This window comes from Nostoc sp. JL31 (assembly GCF_017114965.1).
In the GTDB taxonomy this organism is placed as follows: domain Bacteria; phylum Cyanobacteriota; class Cyanobacteriia; order Cyanobacteriales; family Nostocaceae; genus Nostoc; species Nostoc punctiforme_A.
The window spans coordinates 203,150-220,998 of record NZ_JABXKO010000014.1 but is presented as its reverse complement, the minus strand read 5'-3'; the positions used below and the strand labels follow the sequence as shown (position 1 = coordinate 220,998).

At 42.0% G+C, this 17,849-nt stretch carries 11 protein-coding genes and 1 pseudogene; 10 read left to right on the top strand and 2 right to left on the bottom strand.

Annotation, left to right across the window (positions count from 1 at the left end):
• Positions 1 to 8 precede the first annotated feature (8 nt).
• Positions 9 to 2,072 carry a DNA polymerase III subunit gamma/tau gene (locus tag HWQ43_RS02170; RefSeq protein WP_292729590.1) on the bottom strand — a complete coding sequence of 688 codons (2,064 nt, stop codon included), beginning with the start codon at positions 2,070 to 2,072 and terminating at the stop codon, positions 9 to 11.
• A gap of 396 nt (positions 2,073 to 2,468) precedes the next feature.
• On the opposite strand from HWQ43_RS02170, the gene HWQ43_RS02165 reads away from it, so the two are divergent.
• From HWQ43_RS02165 to HWQ43_RS02145, 5 genes are all read left to right on the top strand, one after another.
• On the top strand, positions 2,469 to 3,167 hold the full coding sequence (locus tag HWQ43_RS02165; protein WP_292729587.1) for a hypothetical protein: 699 nt from the start codon (positions 2,469 to 2,471) through the stop codon (positions 3,165 to 3,167).
• A 197-nt stretch (positions 3,168 to 3,364) separates the two neighbouring features.
• Positions 3,365 to 7,222 carry a tetratricopeptide repeat protein gene (locus tag HWQ43_RS02160; RefSeq protein ID WP_292729584.1) on the top strand — a complete coding sequence of 1,286 codons (3,858 nt, stop codon included), beginning with the start codon at positions 3,365 to 3,367 and terminating at the stop codon, positions 7,220 to 7,222.
• Between the two features lie 253 nt (positions 7,223 to 7,475).
• A complete protein-coding gene (locus tag HWQ43_RS02155; protein WP_292729581.1) occupies positions 7,476 to 9,161 on the top strand; it encodes a M14 family metallopeptidase in 1,686 nt (561 codons plus the stop codon).
• Positions 9,162 to 9,216: 55 nt separating this feature from the next.
• Positions 9,217 to 9,684, top strand: a complete 468-nt coding sequence (locus HWQ43_RS02150; RefSeq protein ID WP_292729578.1) for a GNAT family N-acetyltransferase — start codon at positions 9,217 to 9,219, stop codon at positions 9,682 to 9,684.
• 740 nt (positions 9,685 to 10,424) lie between these two features.
• The gene (locus HWQ43_RS02145; RefSeq protein WP_292729575.1) at positions 10,425 to 12,098 is read left to right on the top strand and encodes a fasciclin domain-containing protein; all 1,674 of its coding nucleotides are present in this window, start codon (positions 10,425 to 10,427) and stop codon (positions 12,096 to 12,098) included.
• Between the two features lie 56 nt (positions 12,099 to 12,154).
• Here the strand turns inward: HWQ43_RS02145 and HWQ43_RS02140 are convergent, their stop codons facing one another.
• Positions 12,155 to 12,820 (bottom strand): class I SAM-dependent methyltransferase, encoded by a 666-nt coding sequence (locus HWQ43_RS02140; RefSeq protein ID WP_292729572.1) that lies wholly within the window; start codon positions 12,818 to 12,820, stop codon positions 12,155 to 12,157.
• Between the two features lie 67 nt (positions 12,821 to 12,887).
• Between HWQ43_RS02140 and HWQ43_RS02135 the strand changes: the two genes are divergently transcribed.
• The 5 genes and pseudogenes from HWQ43_RS02135 (at position 12,888) to HWQ43_RS02115 (ending at position 17,750) form a co-directional block, all read left to right on the top strand.
• Entirely contained in the window at positions 12,888 to 13,295 is a 408-nt protein-coding gene (locus tag HWQ43_RS02135; RefSeq protein ID WP_292729667.1) for a hypothetical protein, read from the top strand.
• 253 nt (positions 13,296 to 13,548) lie between these two features.
• Positions 13,549 to 14,322: a hypothetical protein gene (locus tag HWQ43_RS02130; RefSeq protein WP_292729569.1), complete on the top strand. Its 774-nt coding sequence runs from the start codon at positions 13,549 to 13,551 to the stop codon at positions 14,320 to 14,322.
• 131 nt (positions 14,323 to 14,453) lie between these two features.
• Entirely contained in the window at positions 14,454 to 14,732 is a 279-nt protein-coding gene (locus tag HWQ43_RS02125; protein ID WP_292729566.1) for a hypothetical protein, read from the top strand.
• 30 nt (positions 14,733 to 14,762) lie between these two features.
• A pseudogene (locus HWQ43_RS02120) lies at positions 14,763 to 15,532 on the top strand (DMT family transporter); the annotation flags it as partial.
• A 508-nt stretch (positions 15,533 to 16,040) separates the two neighbouring features.
• A complete protein-coding gene (locus HWQ43_RS02115; protein ID WP_292729564.1) occupies positions 16,041 to 17,750 on the top strand; it encodes an alpha/beta hydrolase in 1,710 nt (569 codons plus the stop codon).
• Positions 17,751 to 17,849 lie beyond the last annotated feature (99 nt).

The window sequence follows — 17,849 nt, the reverse complement described above, 5'->3', positions numbered from 1 at the left end:
TGCATTTTTTATTCATCATCAACTTCTGCTTCCTCTACCCATTCTGGTGTAGTTATGGAATCAGAGAATTCTGGGAAATCATCTGCAAAACGGATAATTTGTCCGTTGAAAAATTCTGCTACACGTTGAGCTGCGATCGCTACTTCGTCAGGTTCCCAATCAGGTGCGGGTGTTTGTTTTGGCGGTGGAGGCAAAGTTTGCGCCCCATTTCCATTTACCCCGTTTCTATTTACGCCATTTCCATTTGCCCCATTTCCATTTACGCCGTTTCCATTTTTTGCTGCTGTCGGTGCTGGTGGTGGATTAGTTGGCTGCGGTGCCGGCGCTGGAGACGAAATTTGCTGGTTGTAACTGGGAGTTGGTGGTTGCTGAACGCGAGTCGAATCTTTTGGCGGAGGATTTTTTTTAGTTGAGGTAGAGTTTGAAGAAATTCCTTTTTCTATATTTATCTGGATTTCACGCTGGAAAGTCTGCTGGAAAGCTGCCGTAATCATCGGTAGATAAGATTTACCCTTGTCATACCATGCCTGTTTAATCGCAATTCGAGCCACAACACCGTCAAAATCTATGAGTTGGCTCATTTGACGCAGCATTTCTTGCCTTGATTTTGGCTGGAGGTTGGCAAGCACTTGTTGCCAAATCTGAGTTAAGTCATATTCTGCTTCGCCAACAACTTCTGAAGTTACTGGTTCAATGTTCGCAGCTGGAACAGGAACAGCAACAGGTTCTGGAGTTGGTGCTGAAACTGATTTAGCAACAGAATTGTGATTTGTTTGCTGTTCAACTGGGGGAGATGAAGTAACGGGCTGAGTTTGGGCAGCCGTTTGATGATTGGCAGATGCAGAATTATGATTTGTTTGCGGTTCAGCTAAAGGTACAGAAGAGACTGGGTGATTTTGGGCAACTGCTGGAGGATAGCTTGGAGATACAGCAGGTGTATTAACTCGCGGTGCGACACTTGGGGCTTGTGGCTGAATATTTGTCGCACTAGGTAACAATCCTAGTAATGTTACTTCCAACCACAAACGCGGCTGGGTGGTATTTTTAATTTGTACTTCTGATGTTCGCAGGTGTTGCTGTCCCGCCAAAATCGTGCTGATATCGAAGTATTGAGCAAACTCAACCAGCGCTGTCCAAGTTTGCTGAGTACAAGCAACCAAATCGTGGCGGTTGGGTGCTGTTTTCGCTATGAGTAAATCGCGGTAAAAAGCAGCGAGATTTTGCAGAATAGTTAGGGGTTCTCGACCACGATCTAGAATGTAGTGAGTACAGTCTAGAACTGCTTCGGGTTTATCTTGAGCGATCGCATTTAAAAGCGCTAACAAATCCTGTTCGCTTACCGTCCCCACCAAATCCCAAACTTGCTCTGGTGTGACTTCACCCGCTAACAAGCCCAATTGATCGAGTAGACTTTCGGCATCCCGTAATCCCCCCTGAGAAAGTTGGGCTACCAGGGTGACAGCATCATGTGAAATATGAATGTTTTCTATAGATGCGATCGCACTTAAATGCTTCACCATCGCCTCTAACTGAATGCGTCTAAAATCAAACCTTTGACAGCGCGAAATAATCGTTGGTAACACCCGTTGCGGGTCTGTTGTCGCCAATACAAAAACTACGTGTCTCGGTGGTTCCTCTAGGGTCTTAAGTAGCGCATTGAATGCCTGGGTACTGAGCATGTGGCATTCATCGATTACATAAACCTTGTAGCGACACTGCACAGGAGCAAACTGGGCTTTTTCAATCAACTCGCGGATATTATCGACACCAGTATTACTGGCGGCGTCTATTTCAATTACGTCTAAGGCGTAGCCCTTGGTGATTCCCTGACAAACCTCACATACACCGCAGGGTTCAGCAGTGGGCTGATCACCTTTTAGACAATTGAGAGATTTAGCCAGAATCCGGGCACTAGAAGTTTTCCCCGTACCTCTTGGCCCAGTGAATAAATAGGCGGGGGCAATTTTGGATGTGCCGATCGCGTTCGTGAGGGTGGTCGCGATCGCCTCTTGACCCACCAGTTCAGCAAAACTTTTGGGGCGATATTTGTGGTGCAGGGGTTCGTAAGACATGGAAAAATAGACTTCAATGCCTTTCAATGTTGATTAGTAGCACCGAGTCGAGTTTAGGATTCAATTATTTTAAACTCTCGTACCTGCTTTGTTGATCGATGTTGCCATAGCCCTTGCACTCAACTAATGCCGTGAATTTTGGCACCCAGGAAAGCAAGTAACCAGAGCTTATCCTCTACTATGATTTCAACATCAATGTATCGGAATTATAGCATATCATTTAGTACATTTGTTCTTATAAAGGAGTGGGGAGGCAGAGGGAGAAGAATTAATAAGTTCCCAATGACTAATGCCCAATGCCCAATGACGAATGACCAATGACTATACGTTTTATTGACTGAACTAACGCCATAGTCCAGTGCGATCGCTACAATTTTATAGATAAAGTAAAACTCGATGGTGCAGCAGATGCTCAAGCGGCTATTTCAATGGCTCAAAAAGCTTTTTCAGAGCTTGTTTGGTGGAAAACAGAATACCTCAAAATCTAGGGGAAATGTCCAAAAAGAACCAGCACCACCCTTAAGCGATACGGATCTGGAATTTCTCTTCAACGAACTGTTGCAAGGAGTACATCAAGCACGAGGGGAAGCATGGGCACAGAAGTGGCTGCATAATATCGAACATCGCATCACAACTCAAGAGTGGGTTGAGTGGTTGGGGCGCTTTGGCGACAGATTGCTAGCATCTCCTACACCCAATAATGAAATGGCTGCGCGGTTAGTGCAATTGGGTGAGTTGAGCATCGGAGAAATTGGAGATGTTGCCTATAATATCGGGATGCAGTTGTTGACACGCAATGAAGGCGAACCAATTTGGGAATACGAAGGGCCAGATGCGTTTAGCACTGCTTTGCCCTCTGAGGTAGCTGTCCCAGTATCAGAGTCAGCAGATGCGCTAGAGAACCTCCCAGAGGGAGAATACCAAACTGTCACCCTAGAACAGTTGTTTGTGATGTTGCAGGAGGATGAAAATTTACGTCAGCAAATTGCTCAACAGCTTGCCGTTGAAACAGACGATCCACAAGTGCTTGTCCAGGCATTAATTAGTCAGTTATATCCTGCTGGTCAATCGACTACAGAGCAAACTGAAAATTAACTGCTTGCCAAAGTCAAATTCAAGAGTTAAATCTGGGAATTGTAACGTTGTAATGCTATGCTCTTGAAGATTTGTATATTTTTTGCTAACCTGCTACGGAAGCGCTGTCCGAATCTAATGGATTTTTACGTAATTGATGATTTTTTTAACACAACGATGGCTACAATCTAGAAAAACAAAATCCAAGAGTGTGGCAGATGCTCAGGCGGATATCGCAGTCGCTTAAAAGGTTTTTAAAGCGCCTCATTGCAAGTAAACAGAATAGTTCTCTCAAGGGTGCGAGAGGACGCAATCTGGTGGGGGTACTACCAGAACTAACCAATGCGGATCTGGAACAATTGTTTATCCAATTGTTAGAAGGCGTGCATCAAGCACGAGGACGACAGTGGGCATTGAGGTATCTGCAACGGATCGAAAATCGCATTCCGGCTGAACGTTGGATAGACTGGTTGTTGATGTTTGGTGAAAGCTTGCTAGCTTCACCTACACCAAATCCTCTTTTAGCAACACAGATGGTGCAATTGGGGGAACTTGGTGTTGGCAGAATTGGAGAAGTTGCTTATGACATTGGCATTCGGCTAATGCAAAACTTACCTACAGAAATAGAAGATTATCAGGACAATCAGGCACAAGATGATCTAGAAATCACTCCTGGGCAAGAACTGATCCGCGATTTGGGCGAACAGTTATGGGAGCATGATGAGCCAGATGTAATAGAAATCACTCCTGGACAAGAACTGATCCGCAATTTAGGCGATCGGTTATGGGAGTATGATGAGCCAGATGTAATAGAAAGTACACCCGATGAAGAAATTCTCCCAACTCCCCCTGGACAAGAGCTAATTCTTAGTTTAGGTGAACAATTATGGGAATATGATGCGCCAGATGTTGAAGCAATAACGTCAACACCCCAAAATGACTCTTTTGAGGAAAGATTACCCGAAAACTTAGAGGAAGTGGTATGGGAATATGAAAGGGAAGACGCCCAAACCACAATCCCAGAAAATCTTCCTCTGCCCGCAGCAGAAGATTCAATCACTTTGTTAACCCAATTGAGGTTTGACGAAGAAGAAATTGTTCAAATTACAACACCAGTAAATCTCCTTTCCACTAGGCAAAAGACTGAATTAGCAACGTCTTCCTCGGTGGAAACCTGGGATAACACTCTGACGAATTTAGAGCCGAATGTGGCTAATACTTTAGATGAGTTGTGGGTGAGGTTGGATCAAAGTACCAATTTAGTTCAGCAACTTGCTTCGGATTTGGCAGTTCAAAGCAGTAATTCCCCTGGTATTATTGAGCGACATAACGATAATCCGATTACCGACGCTCAAGGGTGGTTTTACCAAGGTCTTCAGCAAGCGAAAACGGGTGATTTGTTGGGCGCGATCGCATCTTATGACCAAGCCATTGCAATGCAACCAGAATTCTCAGAATATTGGTTTAATCGAGGCTTGACGCTGTTCCATTTAGAACGTTTTGAAGAAGCGATCGCATCTTATGAAACAGCTACACAACTGAAACCAGACTTCTACAAAGCCTGGTACAACCGGGGTGGAACTCTCGGAGAATTAGGATACTTTGAAGAAGCGATCGCTTCTTTTGACAAAGCTATAGAAATCAAGCCAGACTATCAAGAAGCTTGGTCTAGCAAGGGTTTGGCACTGCTGAAATTAGGTTGGCTACCAGAAGCTATTGCTAGTTATGACCAAGCGCTGCAACTCGAACCAGAAGACCAGGAAAACTGGTATCACCGAGGCATAGCCTTAGCTGTCAGCGAACAATTTGCTGAGGCGATTATATCTTACGACAGAGCTATAGAAATTAACCCAGAGTACCACGAAGTTTGGATAGACCGGGGTGTAGTGCTGTTTAATTTAGGTAGGTGGTCAGAAGCGATCGCCTCTTGGGATAAAGCACTTTCAGTTCAAGCTGATTTCTACTTAGCTTGGTACAACCGAGGTATAGCGTTAGACAACTTAGGACGGAGAGAAGAAGCGATCGCCTCCTATCGGCAAGCGATCGCCATTAAACCCGACTTCCACTTAGCTTGGTATAATCAGGCAATAGCACTGTTTCATTTAGAACAATTTGCCGAAGCGATCGCTTGTTATGACAACGCTTTGCAAATTAAACAAGATTATTGGGAAGCTTGGATTGGTCGGGGAACTGCGATCGGTCATTTAGTAGCTTCTGACGTATTGCTGAATTTGTCGAGTAGTATCATCGCGGCAAATCCCGCCTTACAACAGGGCGGCTACGAAGGAAAATTAGCCAGCTACGAAGAAGGGTTAAAGCATCTACGGACAGATACCCATCCAGAAGGTTGGGGTAGATTGCATTTTGCGATCGCTAATACTTACTACGAACAAGGTAAAAAACATACCAATACGCGGGATTATTGGCGCAAAGCTGCATCTGAGTATCATCAGGCGCTGTTAACCCTGACACTAGAATATTTTCCCCAGTTGCACCTAGAGGTTTTGCAATCTCTTAGCAAAGTGTTGATGGGTTTGGGACAAACCACACAAGTTCAAGAATTGCTGCAACGTGGGACAGATTTATTGCGACAATTACTGAGTGAAGAAACTCGCTCAGACGAAAGTAAAAAACAACTAGCTCTAAAATTTGCCGGCTTCGATCAATTGGCAGTTGATTTAGCTGTGGAGTCGGGTGATTTAGTAGAAGCTTGGGAAATTGCCGAACAAGGTAAAAATGCTTGTTTAAACTGGCTGCTTTCTGGTTGGAATCATAATATTTACTCGCCTTATTATGGCGCAATTCAACAACTATTCAATCCCACAACAGCAATTATTTACTGGCATATTAGTCCAGTTGCCCTACATACTTTTATTCTCAAAGACCAAGCTCCATCACCAATTCTCCTGTTTACACCCATGCAAGATGCTGGGGTAATACCTTTAGGAGAAGACGCTATCCGTCTAAATGAATTGCCTCTACCCGAAGCAGTGCAACGCCTAATTGAATTTGAAATTTGGCTAGAAGATTGGCATCAACAATACCAAGAATATCGCAGCACAGCCCACGACAGAGAAAGTAAAAGTCAGCATTCTTGGCGAGTTGATATGGAAGAGAAACTGTTGCGACTGTATGAAATTCTGAATATTTCTACAATTGCACAGGAACTCGAAGGCATCACCCAACTGGTCTTAATTCCTCACCGTGACTTGTACAGATTGCCCATTCATACACTTTTCCATCTTTCTTCGCCATCTCTGGAAGAGTTACCAAATGTGGAATCAAATTTCAGCGTTACCTATCTACCTAGTGCCCAAATAGGTTTATCAATCAGAACTGAGGATATTTGGCAGTGGCAAAATAAGTTCTTGCTCAGTATTGAACATCCTGAAAGTACAAGTTATCCCACACTGAAATTTGCCAAACTGGAGTCTGAAATTGTTAGTCAGATGTTCAATAATATCCAACGAATTCAGGGGGCAGAAGCTACAAAAAGTATTGTCGAAAATGCCTTGTCTGATAATTATAACATCTTGCATTTTACAGGTCATGTCACTAATAATTTAGCTGAACCTAAAAAATCAGAATTAGCATTAGCAGGTGAAGACAAACTTACTCTAGATGAAATCTGCCAACAAAATCTAGATAGTTACAACCTGATTACCCTCTCTGCTTGTGAAAATTTAAGTACTAATAACTACACTATTAGCAGCGAATATTTGAGCTTAGTCAGTGGTTTTGTAACTCAGGGCGTACCTCATGTAGTGAGTACTCTCTGGAGTGTAGAATCTTCGGCTAGTGCCTTAGTAATGATCGAGTTTTACCGACGATTACAGCCCAATAAATCAGCAATTACTGCTTTAGCGGAAGCCACACAATGGTTAAAAGAACTAACTGCTGGAGAACTGACAAAATGGTATGAAGATATTTTGAATAATCTGCATCCAGAGGAAGTAAGAATTCAAACTTATTTAGCGACGCAACTATATAGAAATAGTAAAATGGCATCAGATAAAATTCTTTATAACCATCCTTACTACTGGGCAGCATTCACGATTACGGGTAAGCCGAATTAATCTTTTCAAGCTTAGTCAAACAATTTTGGTTTTTAGATTTGCGATCGCGCAGCGTTAGCAAGGAAGAGAATTGAAGAATTAAAGACTCGAATCAAAGAACTCAGTAGTCAAGCTGTAAAATTTAGTAAAAAAGCAACTGAAGTGTGTTTGACGGATCGGGAACAAGCTAGGGAACCTAGTAAGCGTTGTCAGCTATTAATACAAGAATTGAAACGGCAATAGGTTTAAAATAATTCGTAATGGGGGGTTTGTTATGCCAGATGTTAGGTTTGATAAATACTATCGTTATGAAGACCTGGCAAGCATTCTGCACAGTTATGCAAAGGAATTTCCCCAACTAGTACGCATAGAAAGCATTGGCAAGAGTTACGAAGGACGTGATATTTGGGTATTGACAGTTACCAACTTTGCCACTGGCGCACACCAAGAAAAACCTGCCCTTTGGGTTGATGGCAATATCCACGCCACTGAATTAGCACCGTCAAGTGTTTGTCTATACCTCTTGCAAACATTAGTTACAGCTTACGGTACTCACCCAGAAATTACCCGTTGTTTAGATACTCGCACCTTCTACATTTGCCCCCGCGTTAACCCTGATGGTGCTGAGTTGGCATTGGCTGACAAACCGAAATTTATTCGCTCTAGTACTCGTCCCTATCCCCATGATGAAAAAGGCAACGATGGGTTAGTCATGGAAGATATCGATGGCGATGGTCGGATTTTACTGATGCGAATCCCCGATGACAATGGGGCTTGGAAAGTCTGTCCTACTGAACCTCGTCTGCTGGTGCGACGCGAACCCACAGAAACAGGTGGACAGTATTATCGCGTACTACTAGAAGGAAATATAGAAAATTATGACGGAGTTCAGATTAAAATTCAGCCTTCTAAGAAAGGGCTAGATTTAAACCGAAATTTTCCATTTTTATGGCGGCAAGAATCTGAGCAATCGGGGTCTGGCCCTTATCCTACATCTGAAACAGAAGTGCGATCGCTAGTTCAATTTATCACTACACATCCTAATATTACAGGAGCGATCGCCTTTCATACTTTTAGCGGTGTTCTCATCCGTCCCTACACCCACCTCAGCGATGACGAATTCCCCGTTAATGACCTCCGCACTTATCAACGTATTGGCGCAAAAGGTACTGAACTTACTCAATACCCAGCCATCTCCGCCTTTCATGATTTCCGCTATGACCCCAAAGACGTAATTACAGGGACATTTGATGACTGGGCTTATGAATATCAAGGTCTATTTGCCTGGACAGTAGAAGTCTGGAGTCCGCAGCGCCAAGCTGGAATTAATGATTATAAATACATCGATTGGCAGCGAGAACACTCTGTAGAAGATGATCTGAAATTGCTGCGTTGGAACGATGAAAAACTTGCAGGTAAAGGCTACGTAGATTGGTATCCCTTCGAGCATCCCCAACTCGGTCAGATTGAACTAGGCGGCTGGGATACCATGTACGCTTGGACAAATCCACCCCCTGAATTTCTGGAGAAAGAAATAGCCCTCTTCCCAGAATGGCTAGTTTGGCATCTGTTAATATCTCCGCGTTTAGAAATTTACGAAGCCAGTGTCCACAGCTTGGGTGATGATATTTATCGGGTGCAATTAGTTGTGCATAATACAGGCTGGTTGCCCACCAACGTCACTCAAAAAGCCTTAGAAAAAAAGCTGGTGCGGGGCTGTATCTGTGAAATTGAACTACCTCCTGGGGGAACTTTGGTAACCGGTAAGCCCCGTGAAGAGTTAGGTCAATTAGAAGGACGAGCCTATAAGCCTTCAACTCCCATTAGACGGCACAGCGATCCTACCAAGGATCGGGCAAAAGTAGAATGGGTGGTGCGTGTGCCTCAAGGTAGCACAGTTAAACTGCTAGCCCGCCATGAACGTGCTGGAGTTGTTCGTACTGAATTGACATTCCCATAATTTTGACATTTGAAATTGTCAAATATACTTCCTGCGATATTATCCTAATACAGCTTTGTCTAAACCTATAATTACCGTTCGCCTAATTACACGCGACGAACTTCCCCAACTTTTGGCTTTATATAACCACCTAAATCCTGTCGATGCGCCTCTACCAGCTGATGATGTTTTACAATCTATCTGGGATGAGATTTTACATGATCCCCATTTGTATTACATCGTGGCTGATGTTCATAGCCAGCTAGTAGCAACATGTAATTTAACCATTGTTCCCAACTTGACGCGTGGCGCACGTCCATACGGCATCATTGAAAATGTTGTCACCCATCTCGATTTTCGACAACAGGGATTAGGTACACAAGTGCTACATTATGCCTTAGCTTTAGCATGGCAGCAAAAGTGCTATAAAGTGATGCTTCTAAGTGGCTCAAAAAACGAGGAGACGTTGCACTTCTATGAAAAAGCAGGATTCAAGCGTGGACTAAAAACCGGATTTGTTGCCCTACCTCCAGAAAAGTTGTGAGCAAAATTGAGACAGATTAGCCAGCTTCCAAAAATCCTAGTTTATCTTTGGGTTCGCTTTTATAAAATAGTCTTTTGTAAAAAAATAATTCCTAGCCAAAAATCTTGGCGCAATCAGGCTTGAAATTTTTGATTGCGATCGCTAATTTCCAGTCTAGTATTTGAAAATTTGCCATCAAGGACAACTATCTAAAGAGTGAAAGTTTTTCCTCAAAATCCAGCCCTGAGTTAGTTGTATAATTTCGATCAAAGATTAATAATGCATCATATCGCCAAGAGGCATTTTATTTCTTAAATCTTGCTAAAGATCATGATACATTAAGTTTGACAGCATGAACCCTCCTCGGCAATTATAAAGATACGGCTATTAAAGGCCAATTATTTTACTGCTTGACTGCAATTTTAGAACTGATAAAATCGCCTACTTGCATTAATTATCTTTATTGTTGCAACAGAAGAGATTACCCTGGTATGCCTGCTTCTCTTTAGTGCGATCTCCGGTTCTTTAAAAAGCAAATAGGAATCCGATACTACATGTGGTAAACATTTGGATAAATGTTATGAGATATCAGAGCAGCTACTCATAATGTCCCACATTTGAATTTTTCAGAGTAAACGGGTTTCATTTTTGGTTTCCATATTAAGGCGAACCAAATAATTATCTGGATATTTGTATTCACTTAACCTTGCATCCAGTATTTTCCAATAGTCAACCCAAGAAATTGAAAAGAGGATATTTCCATGTCTAGTTTGTTTCGTTGGTCATCAACAAAGGTTACTTTGCTAGTTCTGGGAATTACAGCTGCGACAATAACTCCCATCGTAATTTCTGCCCCAGCTTCATCTCAAACTCCTGTTCCATCTGCGACACCATCACCTGCGACACCATCGCCTACTTCAACAGTTAACCTGTCTGATGTTTCCTCAGATTATTGGGCGCGTCCCTTCATTCAAGCCCTAGCTGAGAATAACGTGATTAGTGGCTTTCCTGATGGCACTTATAGACCAAATCAGCCTGTGACTCGTGCTGAATTTGCTGCTTTGATTCAAAAAGCTTTCAGTACCCAAAACCGAGTCCGGCAATTAAGTGCGGGTGGATTTAGTGATGTTCCTGCTAACTACTGGGCAGCTGCTGCAATTCAAAACGCCTACGAAACTGGATTTTTGGCAGGCTATCCTGGGAACGTGTTTAGACCAAATCAAGAAATTCCTAGAGTACAGGGGATCGTTGCTTTAAGTAGTGGCTTAGGTTTAACTGGTGGCGATACAAGTACTCTCACTACTTACTACAACGATGCCTCAGCTATCCCAGAATATGCTGTTGGTAGTGTGGCAGCAGCGACAGTAGGTAATCTTGTTGTCAACTACCCGGATGTAAAACAACTCAATCCGCAACAGTCTTTGACTCGTGCTGAAGCAGCAGCACTTTTATATCAAGCTTTAGTTAAACAGGGACGGGTGCAACCCATTGCTAGCAATCTTCCAGCTAGTCAGTACGTTGTAGCTGGAACTCCCACAAGTACTGATATTGTTTCTCTGGCAGCATCCAGTAGTTCTTTTACAACTCTGACTTCTTTATTAAAGACAGCCGGTCTAACAGATATTCTTCAACAGCCAGGCCCTTATACAGTCTTCGCTCCCACCAATGATGCATTTGCTGCTTTGCCTGCTGCTACCTTACAGCAGTTAGAGCAACCAGAGAACAGAGAAGCGTTAGTTAAGATTTTGAGATATCATGTGGTTCCCGGTGCGGTAACTGCTAGTCAACTCTCGGCAGGGGAATTGACAACCGATGAAGGAAGACCTGTAAATATTAAAATCGATTCCGCTAACAGTCAAGTGACAGTGAATAATGCCAGAGTTCTCCAGGCAGACGTGAAAGCTAGCAATGGTGTTATCCATGCAATTAACCAAGTCCTGATTCCGCCTGATGTTAACATCAGTCAGTTAAATCAGCCATCAACAGGAAGTACAACGCCTGATGTTAACGTAGGCAGAAGTACTCGTGGTGGCAGAAGCTATATCGGAGGTGGTGGTAATATTGGTTTGAGCGGCAACGATTCAGCTTTGAGCGATAGTAACTTTGCAGTAATCAGCAAACTTGGTCTGACAAACAATATATCAGTTAGACCATCGGTGATCTTTGGGGACGATACAATATTTTTGGTTCCTGTAACTTTAGATTTTTCTCCTCGCAGAGCTGGTTCGGTAGGCGAGAGAAGCTATAGTATATCTCCTTTTATCGGTGCTGGGGTAGCAATTGAAGCTAATCTGGATACTGATATTGGATTACTGCTAACTGGTGGTGTAGACGTTCCTGTAGGTTCTCGATTTACAGTGACAGGTTCCGTAAATGCTTCTTTTCTCGATGATACTGATGTAGGGCTACTATTGGGAGTTGGCTTCAACTTCTAAGTCAATAGAAGCAGAATACGCAATAAGGGCGCACAGTTATTGTGCGCTCTGCTGTATTAAGATCGCTTGATTGCTAAAGTAAGTCCATCGGCGATGGGGACAAGGGCGAGAGTAATGCGTTCGTCATGATGTAACTTCTCGTTCAGCGCTCGGATAGATTGGGTGCTTTCATCTTGATTTTGCTCGTCAGCTACTTGTCCAGACCATAAAACATTATCGATCGCAATCAATCCACCTGGACGCACTAATTGCAGCGATCGCTCATAATATCCATCATAATTTTCTTTATCAGCATCAATAAAGGCAAAATCAAAAGTCTCGCCTTGCCCAGTTGCCAATAGCCGATCTAAAGTTTCCAAAGCTGGAGCCAATCGGAGATCAATTTTATCAGCAACCCCAGCTTCTAGCCAATATCGCCGAGCGATCGCAGTAAATTCTTCACTCACATCACAAGCAATAATCTTGCCATCAGCCGGTAGCGCCAAAGCTACAGAAAGTGAGCTATAACCCGTAAACACTCCAACTTCTAGGGTTTTTTTCGCTCCAATTAACTGTACCAGAAGGCTCATAAACTGCCCTTGTTCTGGTGAAATCTGCATTCCACTTCGGGGATGATTGGCGGTTTCTTGGCGCAACTTTTCAAGAATTTCTGGTTCTCGCAGCGAAACGGATAAAAGATAATTGTAGAGTTGATTATCAAGACCTATAGACTGTTTTGGCATGGTAGATGAGAGAATTGAGAGAATCTACAGTTATACTATCGCTGATAAGTGGAATCTCAGGAATAACATGGTGCGGTTAGTTTTGACAGCAATATTGCTGGTGCTAGTAACAGCTTGTGGCAGTATTGGACTGCTACCGACTAGCGAGTTAGTGCAAAAAGCGATCGCACTTGGGCTAGAACAAACTCAACAAAAACTTAGCCAACAGTTGGATCTAGATTTTCAAGGATTTGAAATCAAGCGGCTATCAATTACCCAAGAACAACCCCTAACCATTGACAATTTACCAGCTTTCCGGGTTCGGGGAACCTACGACTTGATTCTCAAGCTACCAAAACGGCGCTTGACGCAAGCAAAACAAGCATTTGACGTTTACCTGCAAATTCAGCAAGAAGGTAAAACCTGGCGATTGCTACTTCCAGAAAAAGGCAGTAAAAATACTCAATCAATTTGGCGCAGTTATTTAGTTGAGTAAACAAGATAGGACTTACGCAATAACTCTCTGAAACTCTCATTCCTTTGTATCCTTTGCCCTTTGCGGTTCGTTTTTCCATTATTTGGCGTAAGTTAAGTTTGTCGCGGTTATCGAAGAACTACATTAAGGGTTTTTAAATTTTCAATTCCGCACAGTGGGATATGTGCTACTCAAAAAACCATCACAAGCATTTACGTATAACTGCTAGGGCAAAGTCATGATCTAGGTATAGTTTCACCGGAGACAGGGCAAGATGTATATTAACTTTTTCATCAGTTCCATTGCAGGAATTGTGGTTGTGGTGTTGGCAGCTTTTGGCTTACTGCAATGGTTGCACATTCCTGCTGGTAACTTTCTTGATTGGGTAATTGGTGGTGCTAGTTTTTGGTGGCTGTTGGTAATTGTTACCGTACCGTGGAATGTGCATTTTCAAGCCAAAGAAGTCTTAGCAGAAGCAGCACAATCAACTGAGAAAGGCATTCCAGTTGATGAGAAACAAGTGAAGTATGTCACATTGTTGGCAAAGCGATCACTCTGGGTTGCCATTGCTTTACACTTATTCTCAGCTGTTGGTCTTTATACCCTTGCTGTCACTGGTATTAGTACGGTTGGATATATCAGTTCTGGTGCAGCTTTATTATTAACAATTCTGCGTCCCGCGATTCGCGCTTACGAGTATTTATATGCGCGGTTAGCGATGATTCGCCAAGAATGGAAGTATCCGCGCGAAGATATTTTTGAACTGCGCGATCGCTTCTCGATATTGGAACAAAAAATCCAGTCATTGGAAGATCAACTCAACCCAGAACAACCCTATTCCTTACCAGCAACTCAACAACGTTTTGCCGAAGAGACTCGCAGAGATTTAGCTCGAATTGTGGCTAATTTAGAAGAATTACGGGCGACAAATCAAACAGAACATGAGCGTTTGGGGAGAGAAGCCAGAAATGCGATCGCGCAACTTTCCACCGACGGGCAATTTCTTGATCATGTCCGCGAAATTATTCGATTTTTTAAGACCGCTTAATTATTGCTCTAATAACTGAACTAATTTTAAGTTTTGGATAATGATAGTGAATATTCATCATCCAAAATTTAAAAAATTATTTAAAAAGGAAAGGCTATAGTAAAGCTTACATAACTTCAGGAGTACTCACAGTGAATCAGATCCAACTGACTTTAACTATTGGTTACTTATTAATGACATGCTATTTTTTAACTAATTGGTTAATATTTTCCCTATGTCATCCTGCTTCCAATCCAGAAGATAAATTTTTATCGGTTGTGATGTTTGTGGTGACAACTATCTTCTGGCCTCTGATGATTCCGATATCTTGTTTAGAAATAGTTCAACAAAAGCGAATAGACTTTAGTAAAATGATTCCTGTTCTCTTAGCAATATTTGTATTTAGTATTTCATATTATTTAACCGAATAATTAATAATTCCTCCTCGTCAATTACATAGATATTAAATGCTTGCTGTGTATTTAGGGATACGCGGCAAATTACCCAAATTAGAACAACTGCGCTCTGCTTCTGGAAAATTATTAGCGATCGCGACAATATTCTTAGGGATTAATTACTTTTCGTTTACCAAGGTTTAGCATTAACATCGCCTGCTAACGCTGAAGTTCTCATTCAATTATCTAGCCTTTTATTAGGTTTTGGAGGTTTAGTAATTTTTAAAGAACGTTATCGGCTGTCTCAATGGATTGGCGTTAGTGTCATGATTTGTGGTTATCTTTTATTTTTTCGCGAACAACTAACGAATTTAATTACAGCACATGGCACATATATACTAGGCAGTATTTTAATTGCTCTAGGATCAACGGCTTGGGCTATTTATGCTTTGGCACAAAAGCAGTTATTACAATCTTTATCTTCCACCAGCATCATGTTGATAATTTATGAGGGCTGTGCTTTATTATTCACTCCTCTAGCAAAAGTTAAATCACTTTTTATACTTGATACTTTCCATTTAGGAATGTTGATTTTTTGTGCCTTGAATACCTTAATCGCTTACGGTGCTTTTTCTGAATCATTACAACATTGGGAAGCATTACGAGTAAGTGCAGTAATAGCTTTAGCTCCCATTGTGACATTAATATCAGTCGCATCTGTGTCAGTTATTGCACCTTCTTGGACACCACCAGAACACTTCACCCTCATAGCAATATTTGGAGCGGGTTTAGTAGTTACAGGTTCAGTAGCGATCGCCTTGGGAAAAGCTGATTAATTGCAATGTTTTTCAGGATTTTTACTGGATTTTTCATCTAGTGAAATTGTGCAATATTCAAAGCTACAACATAAATACTGAGGCAGACTATTTTTTATTTGTTATGATTTAATAGTGAAGGCAAACTACTGAAGTCATCTGGATACTTTACCCATCTGCGTGACTTTGTAGGATTTGATTGTTGACTTTATAGCCGAAATATCCTTGAAAAAGAATTCAAAAATCAGAATTCAGGAGTCAGAATAAATTACTAGGGCATTGGGAATCACTACTTTTTTTGACTACTAAATCTCAGATTTGGTGGAAATTTTAAAGCCATTTATACCTATTATTTTCAGCCAGCTACATTCGCAAGTCATACATTAATTCATCGTGAATTATAAATCCTGACTCCTAAATTCTGTTTTGATAAAATTGAGGCTAATAACTTTAAGTAAACTAAGCAGGGCGCCCGAATAACTACCAAAGCCAACACCTGATAAAACCAGACCACCGAAACAGTTGAGCGATGAATAGTTTGTTTGGTAATTGGGCCAGCACCCTCAGAAAAAATTCTTTATTGCTGGTTCTTTCAATGGTGCTGCCAACATTTGGAGTTAGTAATTCTGTCTTGGCAGCAGAGCGGATTTATGCATCTTATTCAGCTTTGGAGCTTTCAATTTCAGTCACAACTTTAGAGAACTACGCCAAAACAGGTGTAATTAACGAAGACTTAGCAGCCTATCAGCGATATCTGCCTCTAGAACAGCTTCAAGAATTGCGGCGGATTTTGCTTAATCGTGTGAAAGTTAGTCCAGTAGTAGTTTCGCAACTTCTCTACACACCACAAGGAGAATTTTTACTGCATCGATTGGCGCAAGTGATTAAAACCAGTCAATCAGAACCAGGATTTGGTACTTTGCGTTCGGCGCTAATTTTAGCCTCTGGTGAATCAGGAGGCTTGACACTTTTAAATGTGTTGCGTAAATATCCCACCAGCAGCATTCGCCTTGATGTCGCCGAGACTTTGGAAATAGCTACGGAATTGGAGAAACTTGTTAACCAAACCCATCAGGCGATCGCAGCTGTTTCCCAAAGGTCTAAAATAGAAGCTGAGAGCATTTTCCCACCAAATTTCTCGCAATTGCCCGATTTAAAGGTTCCGGGAAAATTTAAGTCGCAAAAATACATCCTGAAGTTTTTTGACTCAACCCGCAATCGCCTTTTATTGACTGATGTTTACATTCCCAATGTCCAGAAGACTGCACCGATAATTGTAATTTCTCACGGTTTGGGTTTAGACAGCAGTAACTTTCAATATTTAGCCACTCATCTAGCTTCTTACGGATTTGCTGTCGTTGTTCCCAATCACCCTGGTAGTGATGCGAAACAATTGCGTTCTCTGCTAAATGGACGCGCTATTGAAGTAGCAGAACCAAGTGAATTTCAAGACCGACCTTTGGATGTAACATATATACTGAATCAATTGCAAAAAGGTAATCAATCTGATTCACGGTTTAAAGGTCGCCTAAATCTGCAACAAGTTGGAGTATTTGGTCAATCTTTGGGAGGCTACACAGCCTTGGCGCTGGCAGGCGCTAAAATCAACTTTGAGCAGCTAAAACAAGACTGTCTACCAGCAGCACTACAAAATACCTGGAATATGTCTTTACTGCTCCAGTGTCGCGCTTTAGAATTGAACATCAGCAAGTCTGGCAAAGATTATAACCTGCGGGATGAGAGAGTGAAAGCTGCGATCGCAGTTAATCCCATTACTAGTTCTATTTTCGGTAAAGCTGGTTTAAGTCAAATTAAAACTCCAGTAATGATTGTCAGTAGTAGTGATGATACAGTTGCACCAGCTTTATCTGAGCAAATTTTACCTTTTTCCTGGTTGGCAAATTCCCAAAAGTATCTCGTCATGCTTGTTGGTGGTACACACTTTTCCACCATTGGCAATGCAAACCCTGCAAATCAACAAGTAGCATTACCTGCTGATATGATTGGCGATGCTTCTCAAGCACGTCGTTACATGAATGTTTTAAGTTTACCTTTCTTCCAAACATACATTGCAGGCAAGCCGCAATACACACCATATCTGAACGCCGCTTACACTCAAAGCATTTCTAGTAAGTCTCTTGGTTTGAGTCTCGTCAAGTCATTGAATACAGCAGAATTAGCACAATTATTGGATATTAAAGGAGCCAAACTCGTAAAAAAAAAGTTCCCAACACCATAGTCAGCTTCGGATTTTGGATGTTGGATATTGGTGTTGCATTGCTGCATGTGATGATTTTTATTTGATTTGTACAGACGTAATCAATTACGTCTGTAAAAT